The organism is Vibrio sp. OPT20 (assembly GCF_963889365.1).
Taxonomy (GTDB): domain Bacteria; phylum Pseudomonadota; class Gammaproteobacteria; order Enterobacterales; family Vibrionaceae; genus Vibrio; species Vibrio splendidus.
In genome coordinates, this window is record NZ_CAWPOA010000028.1 from 1 (window position 1) to 17,307 (window position 17,307).

The following is a 17,307-nucleotide window of genomic DNA, read 5'->3' on the forward strand; positions in this document are numbered from 1 at the left end:
GCAAACTATCAGTTTACAGGCACCGCGAAACGTCTTGATGGTCAAGTCCTGAGTGTAGAAATCAAAACCTCAGACGCTTCAGCAACAACTATCGCAACTGGTAATGCTGAGGTTCAGAACGGCAGTTGGACGAGCCGTGGGATAAATCTTCGCGATCAACCGAACGGCCGCTACACCGTCGTTGTGACGGGCACCAACGCTTCAGGCGTGCAAGTAAGCGAAAGCGCAAGCTTTACGCTCGCGCAAGCGGTACCGACGTTAACGAGCGTGACGTTTAACCCAACACACCAAGCGATAGGTCAAAGCGTATCGGTCAGCCTTAAGTTCGATAAAGCGCTGCAAGCGGCCAGTGCTGAGTTAGGTGGTACGGTCATCTCGCTGACGAAGAGTGTGGATGCCAGTGTGTGGACAGGGGATGTATTGGTTCCTGCGTCGTCTGATTTGACGGTGGATCTGGTGGTGAAAGATTACCAAGATTTATTGGGTAATGTGGGTGCGGATAGCACACATTCGCTGCCTATTACGCCAACTATTAGCATCTCTGCGATCAACAGCGGTAATGATGTTAACGAATCAGTGTCACCTACATTGATTCTCGATGGTACTACGGTTCGTTTTTCTGAAGGTGATAAGTTGAGCCTAAGTGTCACAGACAGTGGGGGAGTTAAAGTTTCAGATGCTGAGGTGCTGGTCGGTGAAAACGGAGTTTGGCAATATGAAATGACTCTTGATCCAATCGAAGGTGGAACTGTGACGGTGTCACTACGTGGTGCTAATGGACTTGGAGCCGATGCTACTTTGGTTGAATCTACATTTACCTTAAATAAGGATGTGAGCGCTGCAGTGGTCGTAGTGCCAAGCTTATTACGACAATTGCTTATTTACGACAATGGCACAAAACTAGCAGCATAACACTAATTGTTATATGGAAGATTAGACAAAGGTCTGCCTATTCGGCAGACCTTTTTTGCAAATGTATCTCAGGTTGTTGGAATTTGAGTATGTATCCAGGGCTTAATCATTTTTATTACCCTCAATTTTATTAAGAAAATTATTGTACACCAGTGCCCAATATTGATTAATTTAGTGATGCTGAGTCATTGAAATGAAAATTATTTTGTTTTTTCTGTTTCATTATTTAGGCATATTTTCAGTCAGATAACTAATATAACTGGTGATGCAATCAGAATGGCAATTGCATAGATATTTTGCATAGTAGTTTTTGGTGTTATCTCTAGAAAAGTGCCATCTTGATATTAAATGCATAATATATATAGTGTTTATATCACATCGTTATTTGATGTGGTGTTCTGCATTTTGGTACTTTAGTACCACCCTTTTAAGCCAATTTAGTGTTCCAAAATAAATCCTATTTATATTGGCTAAGTTTATGTGGGAATTTATTCCCACTTTTTTTCTCTTTTACAGACGAGAAAATGCTTAATATAACCTTCTTAATCGATGAAATGCTTCCACCAGATATGTGTGTTTGGTCCAGTTACTATTTACTTAAATACACAATGAAATGATCGTTATGTGATATCCATTCAAATTGATTTACCTTTTTAGTCGGTTAGGTGAAACGACTATTTACCCTGTTTAATTGGCTTTATTACTAGTGTTATAGTTTTTGGCGATACTCCTTCTAATCTATTGAAGTTTATAATCATTACGCGTAGAATTTAGTTAACCAAATCGTTTTTTAAGCCTTATCAGCTTAGTTATCACCGCAACTATATATACCTGTAGGTTGTGGAGAATCCAAATGCACTTAGTTTGCAAATTTATATCTAGTTCGTCTCTCAGTACGAACGACCTTCAATATGTCTTAACACCGGATGAGTGTATCGGGCTATTTTCGCGTGTGCGCACCCCTAAAGACATCTTGGCTCAATTACCAAGCACCCTGCTTCACCAGATTACTGCGTCGGCTAAAAAAAATGCCCACAGCCTGCTCTATGCTATTCGAGTAGAACTTGTAAAAGCGAACTGGGTTTGTCTTTCTTCCAATGTGAGACGCAGTCTATTAACGACTCAACAGCTAGCAAGTTTCCCTCGACTCAAGCTACATGTCGATCGGGTTGCTAACAACAGTTCAGACCGTGTTCACAAAGCCAACTACCAGCAAGTTGTCGATGATGTACCTTTGGCACGTCACTACAGTTTCTCGCCGGTTGAACCTTCTCCAGAGCATAAAATCGTCGTTGAGTTTGCTGGCCAGTGGTCAAGCAATGCGGCATGTTTGATGTTGGGTAAAACTGAGGCTCAAAAAGAAAAAGTCACCGTAGGCAAGGCCGATACCGGGAACAAACACCGCAGTCTCGCGACATTTAAAGATCTCGAAGCTGAGGGCAAAACGCTTTACATCAAAATCCCTTGTTCTGACCAGCCTCAGCCAATTTTGCTTAAACTCACAGAAGGCTTGCAACCCGTTGATAAAGAAAATCACATGGATGAGTGGGATAACGTGTTGGTGCCTGTGCTACCAATGCTGGAAGGCACAAATGGACATGAGTTGGTTTCAGACGGTTATTTCTATGTGATTTGGAACAACAAAGTTTGGCGAGAGGTCGAAGTTACACCAAAAGGCTACTTTGCTGATGTTGATTTAGAGTACTACAGAAATAATGATCCTGAATCCTCGATGAAAACACGGCATGTCAACATTGATGGGGCAAACCTTGTACCAGACTACTATGTTGGCGAAGAAGCATTTGAGATTTATCAATCTGGCCAGAAAGTGTATTCGGGACATCTAAGCCTTGATCAAGGAGCCAGGGTATTCCGCCTTTTGGATGAGGAAGTAGATGTTGTTTTTCCAGAATTAGATATCGACCCTATCACGGTTAAAACGGTGCTAAGTCCTTATAAAGCTAGCAAAGATGGTGCGCGCATTGCACAAGGTGTTCCTCTACCGCATATTTGGGTGCCATACAAGGTCGCGGGAGGAGTACAAGAATGTTATATCCATTATTCCGAGCTGGCATTGAGAAATACGGAACTGTCTGAACTAGAGAGTGATCCTGCTTCAATTGCTAAGTCTCTTTCAGATTTGCAAATATACTCCTCATCCCAAAGCTTTGATAATGCGGGTGAGAATATTATTCCAGTTTCCGGTACCGCATCGACAGGGATTGGCAGTGGTATCATCAACGAACATAAAGAAAGTAATGTTGCGGGGCTTAAATTGGCTCCAAGAGGCGCTTTGCCTTCTATACGTTACCTTCACGAGCCTTTGACAGATCAGCCGGATGATTTCTTTGGGCTTCGTAACATAGAACACGATTGGATTCACAAATCGTACTTTCGTTCAGCAATGAAAGACGACGATGGTTATATGACGCTGCGGTTCGCATTCCCGCCGGAGGAGGTCAAGAGCGTCGATATTGTTCGAGGTGTACATTCGAGCCTCTCCACGGGTAGCCAACGCCTTGTCGTTGTAGAAGAAAATGTACCCATTTCAGAATTGCTAGGTTAAACCATGAAAGAAAAACTATTACTGTTGCTTGCCGTTCTATCTATAGCGGGTTGTAAAAATGACGGCCGCATTTACGTGGGTGAACACAACTATTACACCATGGAACAGAGCGAGGTCCGTAAAGCTGACTTTGCTACTTTTCAACAACGTGACTTTCCTCGTTACTTTATCCATCGTGCTAAAGAATGGCCAAGGGAAGATTTAAATGACGCGAGCTCTTACGATTTGCCGCGCGTTCAGTTTACTTGGGCAAACTTATCAAACGACCAAGGGTATGGGCCAGATCCTATGTACGATGAGTATGAAGGGCGTAAAAAAATCTGGAGTATGAAGACCGATGGCACAGATCTCCGCTTGGTGACCGATTTGCCGTGGTTAGGTAAGGATGATTCAACTGTTGGTAAAACTAGTCGCTCGCCAAACAACCGTTATGTTGCTGTAGGTTATGGAAGTTATAACAAATTTGTTGACTTAGAAACTCAAAAAATGATCGAACTACCACATAAGAGAGAAGGGCCTGCCGGGTTCCTCTGGGCTGAAGACAGCAGCTACGTTTATTATCGTACGGGTATGGTGGGCCGTGTGGTGTATAAGTGGGACATTGCTAAAGGTGAGGCGGAAAAGACCGATCTACACATAACTGATACAGGTATTATCAAAGACGGAAAACGTTACAAGGTCACTGAGGTGTTTACTGTTGTTTATGATGAGAAAACGGGTAAAAAGTTACAGAGTGCTCGATGGGGAGAAAATTTAAAACCTCTACATGCTCGTGCTGATGTGACTGCAATCAGCCCTGAAGGTGACGTATCTTGGGGAGCGAATATGAGCGCTGGTGTTTTTAAAATGGATGTTACAACCAATCGTGAAGTACCTACTTCCCCACCGATGCAATTTGCTATTGGTTTAAACAGTCGTTTCGCATTAGTTAATAAACATATGACACGAATGAGAGTTCTAGATAGCAAAACCAAACAAGCGTGGGATTGGGAGCCGCTAGGTTACAGCCGAACGTTAGATCCCGCCATCGTATATAACCTCTCTGTAAACCATGGTAACTGGTTTAAGGAGGCTAAATAATGGCCAGAACCTACGATGATGAAATCTACCTATTTGGTGCTTTATTCCACGGGTACGATACGGACGAAGGGCGAATATTTGATTGGCATACAAAATCGGACTTAACGCAAGTTGATGAGTTAGCAGGCAAGATTCGTCCCATTCCTTTGACTCCAGTGATGGTCAACGCCTTGTCCGGAGACGAACCAGCACTATGGGGCACCACCAAAGAGGGAAAATTGGTCGAGTTAGGTTTAGGTGAGCCGCCACAAGCAACGGGTAAGCAACCTTTATCAGGAGAAAAAGTCGATTCCGAAACTTCTGCACCAAGCGATATCGACAATTATGAAGTACTCAAGCTGGGCAACCGACCGGAAGGGATCTGCAAAGGGACAAACTATGAATTAAGTTTTCCGCCATTGCGTTTGCTGGCGCAGATGATTGCGCCGCAGAATGATCCAGAAAGTACGGGGGGAGCAAAAGATCTGGTAAGCCTTGCTGAAAACATTAAGCATTTTTCTCAGTACATTGATGACGGGACTAACGAAACAAAGCAAACGGGTGTGCAGTTCCAACTTACTGAAATTGCCCTGAATCAACTTGCACCTGCTTATGTTGGGGTCGATCTTACGCCTGAGCAAGAACGCTACAACAATTGGTTGGCGCGCCAGAAAAAACGAAACAACCCCCTAAAAGGTTTCGTAGTCCCAAGGATGCACAGTTGTGCGGTACTGTTCACAGACAAGCTTTATGGTGGCGCTGAGGTTTCGTTGATTCGCCCAGTCAAAGATATTAAAGCTGGCGATTTAGAGAACGCATCAGAGGAAAAACTAGGTTATCTAACAATACAAAAACGGACTCCTATTTGGTGTGAAGATCTTGAAGACAACGATGTATTACCAAGCGGACTGTTCCACCTTGACCCTAGCCAAGTTGAAGATGGTTTTTACTTGTTTCGCGTCCAGTTTTGGGAAACTGAATGGAAAGCATTTGATCAAACACGTAAAAAGTTACCTGAAAGTGTACTGAAGGCCAATGTCACAAAGCAGTTCATGAAACACCCTCAAACAGGTACGGAGCAGACTGTTTATACCTATGATCTGCATGAAAAGTTGACGTTTATCGAGACAGCAGGCATTGGAAAAATGGCGTGCGTGTGTGGTGATATGATCACCTTAGAGGAAGCGCTCATCCAACAGTTCCCTAATCAGTTGCCATCTTATGAAGACTACGCGACTAAGGGGTTAAGTTATCAAACTAAGCAAAAGCCGGGTGTCGCTCCGTTATCTTTGCATGCTGCGATTAACAAAACCTACGAATCGTTGAGCAGTGATTTTCTCTCCATTGAGGGCGCCAAGCTTTATGGTCCTCCTGCGGAAATAGCGAAAACTATTGGGCAGGCGCTTTGGGAAAACAGTGAATCGGGGGCTTTACCTCCATTTCTGATGAGTGGTATCGCGTTACATTCGGCACTTGCCGCCACAAGTGGTGTTAAAAAGAGCGTTAGTCTTGCAAAGATTTTTTCGCGTAAAGAGCTAACGCTGAAACAAGCACAAGCGTTAGTGTTTAGAAAGCATGTCATCGATATTCCTTATATCAACCGTGCTTTTAAAGCGGCAGGCTCAGAGTCAAAAATCATACGTGGGGTTGGACGACTAAGCAGTGATTTTTTGAGCGGAACAAATCGATCACTCCCAGTAATTGGAGTTATCGCAAGTGGTAAGGAAGCACTCGACGAATATTCGGCGTTCACAGAACAAATTAAAAATGCGAAAGAAGCGCAAGAAACTTTAAGCAAATATGCTGAACATTATCTTTCTTCTTTAACGTTTGTTCGCCGCTTTGATAATCCAGAACAGTGGCAAAAAAAGGCAGAAGCGGTGCAGGAAGCACTTGGTAAAGAAGGGAATGCTCAGATCTTTGCTGATGGTCAAGGGGTCGTTGTTCGAATGAACTTCAAGTTTAACTCTGCTGAGTTTGAGAACGAAGTTCAGGTGCTGCATATCGACTATATAGAAGTATGTAAAAAATTATGCCACCTTTTATCCCAAAACCCTGATTACCAAGTTGCCATTATTGGCCATGCAGGGCCAATAGGTACGCATGAAAATAACTTAAAAATTTCCAGATTGCGTGCGGATGTAGTTAAAGAGGCCATCCTTGCCAAAATAAGCGGAGAAGAACAAGCGAACCTAGAATCAAGGTTGTTGATTGAGTTTAAGGGTAAATCGCAACTGATTGATGATATCGACGGTTATGCCGACGTTAACGATCGATCAGATACTGCGGATATCGCTGTGAACCGACGTGTAGAGGTAAGGTTGATCATCCCTGACTTCGCGGTTTCTCTACCACCGAGTCGGTCTGGGACGATGGCATTAAATCGCGCGCATCAAATTTGGGAAGGGCATCAGCTTTCGGCAAAGGAAGCTGAAGATAAGATGATTCTTGCCGCCGTTGACGCGATCGCAAGCGTCGCAATCTGGACGCCTGCAGCACCAGTGGCTGCATATTATTTTGCCGGTAAACTCGGTGCAGAGCTTTTGGGCGCTGCAACTGATTTCTATGGCGATCTCTTTGGTGATGCTACGTTTAAGGAACTCAAAGCTCAGTACAACAACAAAAGCATGCTAAAAACACTCAGCAGCATCAATAAAGAGCTTATCTCTCTTTATAAGGGGATCAGTCAAGATCTTCAACCTCAGGTCATTGATGCTAATGGTTTAGCTGACTTTCTTAAAAAACAGGCGAATCATGATGAATTGTTGAAGCGCTTTTTGTTGCGCTCCTATGCTTTGAATTCTTTGATTGAGTTACTAACGATTCTCAGCGCTAAGTGGAGCCTGGCGGGTGACTTTGATGATTTCATTGAGGATTATCGAGTTGACGAGTTTATTCGGTTGTATGTCATGAGTGATAACTGGGAAATTCCAGTCAATGATGGCAATACACTTGCCCTGAATTGGGTAAACCGTTTTAACAAATCTGGTTTGTTCTCTAACTCAGACGCCAATAGCTCGTTACAGTGGAGTTACGGTGAAAAAATAGGTGGTGCATTTAATACGGGATTCCCTGTACAGACACGTCTATTCTTGGATCGAAAATCAGATGACTCCTTGCAAGAAAGTGCTTCTATCCGAGAAGGCCTAAAGGCATTTTGTCACGACTTCAACTTAGCTAAAGTAGAACTTGGGCGTGATGATATAGAGTTCAGCCGCTTGCTGGTTCAAGAAGGTGATAAATGGACGCCATATGTAGAGTGGACATTTGCACAGATTGGACGAAAGCTACGCCCACAAACTCGCGTGAAACTACAGGTGGTTTTAAAAGACAATTTCTCATCTAAGGTGCTGTTTTTACAGGAGGTCGCTTATCGCGCAGCTGTTGTTGGCTTGGACTCTCATGGGCCAACCTTTGATGTATTGTTCACAAAAATGGATGCCTCTCAATTCGAAGATCCTGATGGAGCGATTAAAAAACACTTTGATAGTAAAGGTGCTAAGGAATTACATGGTCTTGAATTTGAGCCAACATATGGGTTTGGTGAGTTTTTAATCCATGGCATCAAGCCGCTATGCCCAAATGTTAAAGTCCTAGATGAGGTAAAAGCCTTCTTTACAGGCCAAAGTGTGTTTGAATACGTTCGAGACTCTGGTGCTTTTGAACAGATGAATTATGTCTTCTCACTAGGAGGGCATGATTTGCTAGCGGGCAAGTTAGAGGGATTGGGTACATATAAAAACTACACTCTAGGTATTACTGAAGTTAACTTTGGTATTGATGGCCAAAGCCCTGCACAAGAAGCGAAAAACTTTAACGGTCGAACATTGGAAACGACGAAACTCACAGACACTGACTTTTTGATCGAAGAGTTTGTTATGAGTGAGTCTGCGTCATCTCGAGACAGTACACCGAAGGTTATCGATGGCAACCTTCTTATTTTGCCTGGTATTGAAATTGACGGTGACCTCGCTTGGGGTGAAAGCAATGCGAATAAACTGATAAGCAATAACTTTGATTGGTCGAAAGAGCAAAGGTTCTCACTTTGTTTTGCGGTGTTGGGGGATGAACGTGCGAGTGACGATTACGATACAATGTTACTCAACGCCATTGAGTGTGGGGTGAAACTGCAGATCAAAGATGGTCCAGTTAAACATGACGTGATGCATTATGCCGGAGTAGTCAACATTCGTTCTCGTTTTGTTACCGAGAAGTCAAATACTGGGTATAACGGAATAGAAACAACAACCGTTTTTGATTTAGAACTTGATGATAGCGACGCTATTAAGTGTACTGGCAATGAGCAAAGCGCTGTTCAATTTATTGATCAAAATGACGCTAATTTCTCAAGTTCATTAACTTCAAGCGAGAAAAAGCACCTTTATATCATTCGCTTTGAGTATTCTTATGTGTCGCCTACAGGTAAATTAGTTAATGGTTTAAGACCTTTTGGTGATGTTTTAGATGGTAATGATCTAAAATCTATCAGACTCCAGTTGGCTTCATTTGAGCAAATGGATACGAGTGAAGGTTATGAACTACCGAAGTTTGAGCTTCGAGTTCCTGCGGTGAAAGACTTCATGACGGCGAAGCCATGGATAGAAACTGTTGAAAAGGAAAAGGCGACAAGTGAGGCGAACCACTTACACTGGAAAAACCTAGAGGTACAGAACGAGCAGAAAGGATATGTTGAGAATTGGATAACGAAACAAGCGTCTTCGCTTAATGCTCCGGAAATCGCTCTTTTACAGGCAAAGTAGTAAATAAAAAAAACCGCCTTTGGGCGGTTTTCTTTTCTTATCAATAAAAGCTGAAGTAAGATTTTCTCGCTTCTCGCTCAACCCGCCGCAGAAATATCGTATTTCTTCATCTTGTGATTGAGTGTACTTAACGGGAGCGACAGTTGTTCAGCCGCTCGTTTCGTGTGCCAATTACAAGAGTTTAAGCAGTCAATAATTACGGTACGTTCGTACTGGCTTACGACCTCTTTTAGGCCAACGGCTATATCGTCATCTCCTAGAGGTTCAGGTTCAAACCTAGGCTGTACTGCCGATGTAACTGGAGCCAAAACTTGATAGTGTTCTACCTCTTCAGGGATCTGTTCACCAAACTCAATCTGAGTAATGGTTTCAAAATCGGAAAGAAGAACCGAGCGTTCAATGATGTTCTTAAGCTCGCGCACGTTACCGGGGTAGGTGTAAGCGAGCAGTTGGTTTCTCACATTAGCACTCAATCCTGGTGATTGAGGCAACCCTAACATCGTCGTGGTTTGCTGCACAAAGTGCTCGGCGAGTGGGATAATGTCCGCTTGTCTGGATCTCAGAGGTGGTAAGGTGATGGGAAATACGTTCAAGCGGTAGAATAAATCGGCCCTAAAGCCTCCGTCTTTAATCTGCTGCATTAAGTTACAGTGCGTCGCGGCAATGACTCTAACATCCACTTCAATCTCTCTGCTGGCGCCTACAGGGCGAACTTTACGTTCTTGTAGCACACGTAGAAGTTTAGCTTGAAGTAGCATTGGCATATCACCAATCTCATCTAGGAACAGGGTTCCACCGTTTGCTGCTTCAAATAAGCCAACTTTGTCCTTGTCTGCACCGGTAAATGAGCCCTTTCTGTGCCCGAAAAGTTCGGATTCTAGAAGTTGTTCAGGAATTGCGGCACAGTTCTGAACGATTAATGCTTGCTCAGAACGATTCGAGTTTTCGTGAATGTATTTTGCAATGACTTCTTTACCCGCACCTGTCTCGCCTCTTAGTAAGACGTCGACAGGCAGAGAGAGCACCTTATCAAGTCGGCTCAATACATTGACCATCTCTTCACTTTCAGCGATCGGGCCTTGATAGGTTTTCTTTGTCCGCTTTTTTAGCTGAGTATTTTCACGAACCAAAGCTTGGTTGTCGGCGCTTAAACTCTTAATCACTTGTCCATATTGCTCTAACCAAATGGCATGGCGAATATTACTTGCCGCCATTCGGCAAAACTCGGTAAGTGCGGTTTCGTTATCGATAACGCTTAAATCGAGCAAAACCAACAATCCAATGGTTTTGCCCTCATCATCAATCAATGGCCAAGCAAGTAAGTTATTGCTTTTTAGACCTAACGTTTGCTCGGTTTGATAGATACCTTCGCAGTCATAACCATTGTAAGTGTATAGCTCATTGATCAAGACAACTTCGCCGTTACGTACGGCGAAGTTGAATGGGTCAGCTTCACTTACTGTGTCTAACTGCAGTGGCTCCCAAGGATGTGAGGCGATGACTTTTTCATGGTGATGCGCGGTACTTGGAATCAAGGCTTGACCGGTTTGGTCAAGCACGTAAATGATGCCATGTTTCGCGAAAGTCATTTGCCTTGCTGCTGTGAGAACGGCATCCAAAGTTTGAGCTAACTGGCTGCGATCAGCCAGAGATTGGCTGATCGCAAGTAGGGCGTTACTAAGCTCACTATGGTTAGCTGAACGCATAGGTTAGAGTTCCTTGCTCGTCCACAGAAACGTCAATTTGAGTATGTGAATCATCCTTGTCATTCACCAGTAGTTGAGTCGAAAGCTGCGGCAATAGTTGACGGTTAATAACGGCATCAATATTTCGAGCTCCCGTCTCCGCAAGGCGGCAGTTGCCTAATACGAATTCCACTAAGTTATCACCATAGCAAAGTGCCAGTTTGTGGTGGCTTTGCAGGCGCTCAGACACTTTCTTCAGTTTATGATGGATGATATCAGTCATTGCTGCGTCTGAAAGAGGAAGGAATGGCAACACGGACATACGAGCCAACAAGGCTGGCTTGAAGTGTTGATTCAACGTTGGGCGAATGGCTTCAGCGACGATATTGGCATCAATGTCTTTCGCTTGGTGAACCAAAGACTCAATCTCATGTGTCGCGAGGTTACTCGTCATGATGATGAGCGTATTTTTGAAGTCGATGGTACGACCTTCGCCATCATTTAGTGTGCCTTTGTCGAACACTTGGTAGAACAGGTTGAGTACTTCTGGGTCTGCTTTTTCAACTTCATCTAAAAGAACAACAGAGTAAGGGCGCTGACGTACTGCTTCGGTTAGCATACCGCCTTCGCCAAAACCAACATAGCCAGGAGGAGAACCAATAAGGCGAGACACAGTGTGTTTCTCTTGGAACTCAGACATGTTGATGGTGGTCATGAAGCGCTCACCACCAAACATTTGGTCGGCGATAGCACGAGCGGTTTCTGTTTTACCTACACCACTAGGGCCAACCAATAAGAAAACGCCTGTTGGTGCATCTGGGTTACCTAATCCCGCTTTTGCGGTTTGAATTCCTTCAGCAAGCGCATCAATGGCAAATTCTTGGCCTTTAATGTTTTGAATTAGGTTTTGCTTCAAGTTTAAGGTCGCTTGCGACTCATCTTGAAGCATTTTTCCCATAGGAATGCCTGTCCAATCAGATATCACATGACTAATTTCGTCGGGACCCACTTCATAGTGAACGAGCGGGTTGGTACCGCGCACGTTATCTAAACGTTCGTTACAAGACTGAATAGCTTCACGAGTCTGCTCTTCAGAATATTCATGACAATTTGGTTTGTCACTTGTTAGTGCGTCATCGTCTTGAACCGTATTGTCAGCTTTAGGAGCACTGTCTTCTTCAGTTGAAGGAGTAGTAAGGCTGTAAAGATGGCTACGCAGTTCAATGATTTCTTGAATAAGAGATTGTTCTTTTTTCCATTGAACCTGAAGGGTAGCTTGTTCTTCGGTGGCCTTTTCTATCTTCTCTTTTAGCTCAGGAATTAAAGCGGCACTGTGTTTGTCACCAGTTTGCTGCAGTTGATCACGCTCCAGAGCTTCGAGCTCGCGGTTCGCAGCCGCAATTTCTTGATGCAATGTTTCAACAGGTGCCGGTGTTGCGTTAAGGCTAATATTGACGCGAGCACAAGCTGTATCTAACACGTCGATTGCTTTATCTGGCAGTTGACGTCCAGTGATGTAACGATCAGCTAAGTTTGCTGCGGCAGTAATTGCGTCGTCACGCACGTATACGTTATGTGATTTTTCATAGGCTGGCCTTAAGCCTCGGATGATCAATGCGGCTTGAGTAGCCGATGGCTCATCGAGTTTTACTAGTTGGAAGCGGCGCGCCAGAGCTGGATCTTTTTCGAAATATTTCTTGTATTCAGACCATGTGGTGGCAGCAATTGTTTTTACTTCACCACGTGCTAGAGCGGGTTTAAGTAGGTTGGCAGCATCGCTGCCTCCAGCTTGATTGCCTCCCCCAACTAGCGTGTGAGCTTCATCTATAAATAAAATGATTGGAGTCGGTGAATTCTTCACTTCGTCTAGTACTGCGTTAAGGCGTTTTTCAAACTCTCCCTTAACACTTGCCCCCGCTTGAAGTAAGCCCATGTCTAGGCCGTATAGTTCAACACCTTTGAGGCAGTCTGGCACATCTCCTTCGGTAATTTTTAATGCAAGACCCTCTACCACCGCTGTTTTACCAACTCCCGGCTCACCTACGGCGATTGGGTTATTTTTTCTGCGTCGCGCCAATATGTCGATTATTTGTCTGATTTCTTGATCACGGCAGAATACTGGGTCGATCTCGCCCTTTCTTGCTTTGCCGGTAAAGTCGGTGGTGAATTTACTTAATGCCGAACCATCTTCACGTGCGTCGGTTTTTTCTGATGTCGTTGCTAAAGATTCTAGAGAGTTTGTTGTGAGTTCAGAAAAATTACGCTTTAAGGTATCTGGGTTTACACCGTCTAAGATTGAAGCGTAGCCGTGCTGACCATAGCGTAGTGGGTTACTCACGAGTGTAAGAAGTAGGGCACCAGAGCGAATCTGAGTTTCGGATAGATCTAAAGATGAGACCAACCAACTTTCTTGAAGCCATTCGATTAAAAGCGAAGAAAAAACGGGCTTGCTGCCGTTGCCTGTTGTGTTGGTATCTAAAGTCGAACGAATGGATTGCCTTAAAATGGTCTCTGAGCAATCGAAATGACTTAATAAGATATCAAAATCACTATTTGGCCTTTCTAATAAGCTTAATAGATAGTGTTCAATTTGCACTTCATTGGCTTTTTCCGATACGGCTAATGCAGCGGCATCCTCTAAAGCGACTTTTACAATAGGGTGCAGACGTTGTATTAAAGAGGAAAGGTTTATATTTATCATTTTAGTTCTATTAGTTATGTATATGGGATGCAGCAATTATACTAAAATTGATAACTGGTTTTTTATTCGGTGATGAATTTACTATTGTTTATTGGTTACTTTTATTGTTTGTTTTGGCTTTTTATCTGACTAATATTTAAAATCCCGTTCAAAATAATAAATAGTCTAGGTGTTATGATTTAATTACTAGTTTTTTTGACTTTATTTCTAATCTTCGAGATAGTTATTTTGCCTTTGTGTTTTAAATTCAATTTATTAGTACCCACGTTCAATAAATCGTTTTTCTAAACAACAAATTGTTGTTAAATATAATATTTATAACGGGTAATTTTTTGTAACTGACTGTATTCGTTGGTTTTATAAAGTTGGCATGATGTTTGTATTAGCTTAATCAGTCGCGGTGATAAGCGATTTGGTGAATTAATGAATTATAAATTTTAAAAAGGAAATATCGATGCCAACTCCAGCATATATGTCTATCAATGGTGAAACTCAAGGTCACATTACTAAAGATACTTACTCTGCAGATTCTGTAGGTAACACTTGGCAAGAAGCTCACGTTGATGAGTTCCTAGTTCAAGAACTTGATCACGTACTAACAGTTCCACGTGACCCACAAAGTGGCCAACCAACAGGTCAACGTGTTCACCGCCCTGTAGTAGTAACTAAAGTACAAGACCGTTGTTCACCTCTGTTATTCAACGCATTAGTGTCTGGCGAAAAGCTTCCTGAGTGTGTAATCCGTTTTTACCGTACTTCAGTACAAGGTAAGCAAGAGCACTACTACTCAATCAAGTTAATTGATGCACTACTTGTAGATATTCAAACTCGTATGAATCACTGTCAAGACGCTGCAACTTCAGATCGTGTAACTGAAGAAGTACTTAAGCTGACTTACCGTGCAATCGAAGTAACTCACGAAAACTGTGGTACTGCTGGTAACGATGACTGGCGTGCTCCACGCGAAGCTTAATCGCTTTTCGTGAAAAACAAAGGGTCAACAACTGCTGTTGGCCCTATTTCTATTATTAGTATCAGGTAAAAGATATGGTGAATGACGTAGAATTTAAGTTTGAACTGCAAGGCTCTGAGCATGATTTTCGTGTGGAGAGCTTTCAGGTAATCGAAGAGCTTTCAAAGCCTTTTCAAATCAGCCTATCATTACTTTCACTTGATCCTGATATCTCATTTGATGCACTCATCCGTAAACCAGGTAGCTTGACTCTATATGGTCAAGGTGTCAGTTCCGCGAGATGCTTTCATGGCGTGGTTAATGAAGTTCGTTACCTTGGATCGGGTAGGAGATTCTCCCGTTACCAACTGACTCTTGTTCCACAAGCTTGGTTTTTGAGCCAAAGACAAGACTGCCGTATTTTTCAACAAAAATCAGCGTCGGCGATCATCTCTGAAGTTTTAGATGATGCGTCAGTTACTGATTATCGATTAGAGCTGTCAGGTGTATATCCTTCAAAAGAATACGTGCTCCAATATCGAGAGACAGACCTTGAGTTTGTTCAACGAATTCTGGCAGAACACGGAATGTGGTACTACTTCGAGCATACGGAAGCTAACCACACGATGGTTATTGTCGACAGTAATGACGCAATAGCTGAGTTATTGAGCTCACCACTGAACGGGTCTTATTTGGGGCCAATTGTTTACCATGCTGATGGTGGTGGTGTTGCAGACCGCGAGCATATCTCTGACCTAGAACTCGTTAATCGAGTGAAAACTGGCCACGTTACTTACACCGATTATAACTACGAATTTCCGAAGATCCCTCAAGAAATGAGCAGCTCCGGTGAACTCGATGTAGACTTGAAATTATTTGATTTCCCAGGACGTTACGTTGATCCAATGATGGGTCAAGTAAGATCAAATGAATGGATGTCTGAACATGTTGTTGATAATCAGCAAGTAGAGGCCACCAGTAATGTCATGAGACTGGCGTCTGGATACAGTTTTAATATCAGTGAACATCCACGTTCAGCAATCAACCGCGATTACCTTATGTTATCGGTAATGCATAGTGGCCATGACCCTCAGGTTCATGAGGACGAGACTAATGGCCTGCCAACGACCTATCACAATCAGTTTGCGTGTATTCCTAGACATGTTGAGTTTAGGGCTCCAAAACTTGAAGCTCCTTTGGTTGAAGGTACACAAACAGCGGTCGTTGTGGGGCCTGCAGGCGAAGAAATCTATACCGATAAGCTTGGGCGAATCAAAGTTCAGTTCCACTGGGACCGTTATGGCGAGAGCGATGAGCATTCGAGTTGTTGGATTCGAGTTAGCCAATCAATGGCAGCACCAACGTGGGGGGCGGTATACCTACCTCGTATCGGTCATGAGGTGGTTGTTACTTTCCTAGAGGGAGACCCTGATAGGCCTTTAGTTACTGGCGCAGTTTATAACGGGCTTCATTATCCTCCTTATTCGTTACCAGAGAACAAAACGCGTACAACTTTCAGAACTCAAACGCATAAAGGGACTGGCTATAACGAGTTGAGCTTTGAAGATGAAGCTAACCAAGAAGAAGTCTACATTCATGCGCAAAAGGACATGTCGACCAAGGTTTTAAATAACCGCTATCGCGACATAGGCCAAGATGAGTTTTTAAAGGTTGCGCGCCATCAGACGAATGATGTTCACGGTGATCACAAAGAGACCATTGACGGACACAAGACTACCCAAGTTAACAGCACGTTTACTGAAACTGTCGAACAAGATGTATCTGTTACTTACAACGCTAATGAAACTCAATATGTTAAGAACAACTCTGATTTAGAAATTGGAGATAATCAAATTACTAAGATTGGTAAGAATGATGACTTGGATGTGGGTGAAAACAGCAATTTAACGGTTGGTGCATCAAAAAGTTCTGATATAGGAGCCGATGACAATCAGACGGTTGGTGGAAACTTAACAGTCTCTGTTAAAGGAAACACTTCATACAAAGCCGATGGTGCGACCCAGATCATAAGCGGCGACAAGATAGTACTCAAGACGGGTGGGTCTTCATTAGTGATGAATAGTGACGGTTCTATCAAGTTATCAGGTTCCTCAATAACCATCGAAGGAAGCGATAAAGTTGTAATCAAAGGTGGAAACGTGGCGATCAATTAATGATGGAAAAACAAACCCCAATTATACAAACCATCACCGAACAGCAAGCCGAATCGACGGCTTGCTTTTCGCGTTTTGGAACAATTGTATCGATTAACGAAACTAAGAGTGGTGTTCGCGTCGATTTCGAAGGAAATCCGTTGCTGCAGCCAATTAATGCGAGGTTGGGGCGAGGGTTTAAATTAGCCGAATTGCAACTTGCTATTGATAATAACCTTTCATGTCGTATCGAGTTTATAAATAACGACTTTAACCTTCCGCTAGTTACAGATATCTTTTTCTCCATTGTTGATGACTCAGATGAGTTTGTACTGAGAGCAAATAAAATGGTTATTGAAACGGAACAAGAGTTAATTGTAAGAAGTGGAGAAACAGAAACTCGTTACAGCGGCCGTGATGGTCGAATTACCACCAAAGCCAAATATGTGACTTCTCAAGCTGAGAAGGCACAAAAAATTCAAGGCGGCACCATCGCGATCAATTGATCGTGTTACTAGA

The 17,307-nt window shown here is 43.2% G+C and carries 7 protein-coding genes and 3 pseudogenes; 7 read left to right on the forward strand and 3 right to left on the reverse strand.

The window, feature by feature from the left end; translation table 11 throughout:
- The 4 genes and pseudogenes from AACR09_RS01005 to AACR09_RS01020 form a co-directional block, all read left to right on the forward strand.
- Nucleotides 1–912 (forward strand): annotated as a pseudogene (locus AACR09_RS01005) (hypothetical protein); the annotation flags it as partial.
- An 853-nt stretch (nucleotides 913–1,765) separates the two neighbouring features.
- Nucleotides 1,766–3,478 (forward strand): hypothetical protein, encoded by a 1,713-nt coding sequence (locus tag AACR09_RS01010; RefSeq protein WP_228010459.1) that lies wholly within the window; start codon nucleotides 1,766–1,768, stop codon nucleotides 3,476–3,478.
- A 3-nt stretch (nucleotides 3,479–3,481) separates the two neighbouring features.
- The gene (locus AACR09_RS01015) at nucleotides 3,482–4,558 is read left to right on the forward strand and encodes a hypothetical protein (RefSeq protein WP_108101075.1); all 1,077 of its coding nucleotides are present in this window, start codon (nucleotides 3,482–3,484) and stop codon (nucleotides 4,556–4,558) included.
- On the forward strand, nucleotides 4,558–9,297 hold the full coding sequence (locus AACR09_RS01020; RefSeq protein WP_193834670.1) for an OmpA family protein: 4,740 nt from the start codon (nucleotides 4,558–4,560) through the stop codon (nucleotides 9,295–9,297). Before AACR09_RS01015 ends, AACR09_RS01020 begins: the two co-directional genes overlap by 1 nt.
- A gap of 77 nt (nucleotides 9,298–9,374) precedes the next feature.
- Here AACR09_RS01020 and AACR09_RS24605 read toward each other — a convergent pair.
- The 3 genes and pseudogenes from AACR09_RS24605 to tssH all read right to left on the reverse strand — a co-directional run.
- Nucleotides 9,375–9,539 (reverse strand): annotated as a pseudogene (locus tag AACR09_RS24605) (helix-turn-helix domain-containing protein); the annotation flags it as partial.
- Nucleotides 9,540–9,622: 83 nt separating this feature from the next.
- Nucleotides 9,623–11,003: pseudogene (locus AACR09_RS01025) on the reverse strand (sigma-54-dependent Fis family transcriptional regulator); the annotation flags it as partial.
- Entirely contained in the window at nucleotides 10,990–13,683 is a 2,694-nt protein-coding gene (gene tssH, locus AACR09_RS01030) for a type VI secretion system ATPase TssH (protein WP_102533692.1), read from the reverse strand. The gene tssH and the pseudogene AACR09_RS01025, both read right to left, overlap by 14 nt.
- Before the next feature lie 454 nt (nucleotides 13,684–14,137).
- Between tssH and AACR09_RS01035 the strand changes: the two genes are divergently transcribed.
- The 3 genes from AACR09_RS01035 to AACR09_RS01045 all read left to right on the forward strand — a co-directional run bounded on the left by AACR09_RS01035 (nucleotide 14,138) and on the right by AACR09_RS01045 (nucleotide 17,294).
- Complete coding sequence (locus tag AACR09_RS01035) at nucleotides 14,138–14,656, forward strand: Hcp family type VI secretion system effector (protein ID WP_012600867.1); 519 nt, start codon at nucleotides 14,138–14,140, stop codon at nucleotides 14,654–14,656.
- Nucleotides 14,657–14,730: 74 nt separating this feature from the next.
- Entirely contained in the window at nucleotides 14,731–16,809 is a 2,079-nt protein-coding gene (tssI, locus tag AACR09_RS01040) for a type VI secretion system Vgr family protein (RefSeq protein ID WP_102503281.1), read from the forward strand.
- Complete coding sequence (locus AACR09_RS01045; protein ID WP_054543282.1) at nucleotides 16,809–17,294, forward strand: hypothetical protein; 486 nt, start codon at nucleotides 16,809–16,811, stop codon at nucleotides 17,292–17,294. The genes tssI and AACR09_RS01045 overlap by 1 nt, the downstream gene beginning before the upstream one ends.
- The last annotated feature ends 13 nt before the right edge of the window (nucleotides 17,295–17,307 follow it).

Coding starts and splice junctions, on each gene's coding strand:
- AACR09_RS01035 (WP_012600867.1), top strand. CDS start 14,138: ATGCCAACTCCAGCATATATGTCTATCAATGGTGAAACTCAAGGTCAC.
- AACR09_RS01015 (WP_108101075.1), top strand. CDS start 3,482: ATGAAAGAAAAACTATTACTGTTGCTTGCCGTTCTATCTATAGCGGGT.
- tssI (WP_102503281.1), top strand. CDS start 14,731: ATGGTGAATGACGTAGAATTTAAGTTTGAACTGCAAGGCTCTGAGCAT.
- AACR09_RS01010 (WP_228010459.1), top strand. CDS start 1,766: ATGCACTTAGTTTGCAAATTTATATCTAGTTCGTCTCTCAGTACGAAC.
- tssH (WP_102533692.1), bottom strand. CDS start 13,683: ATGATAAATATAAACCTTTCCTCTTTAATACAACGTCTGCACCCTATT.
- AACR09_RS01020 (WP_193834670.1), top strand. CDS start 4,558: ATGGCCAGAACCTACGATGATGAAATCTACCTATTTGGTGCTTTATTC.
- AACR09_RS01045 (WP_054543282.1), top strand. CDS start 16,809: ATGATGGAAAAACAAACCCCAATTATACAAACCATCACCGAACAGCAA.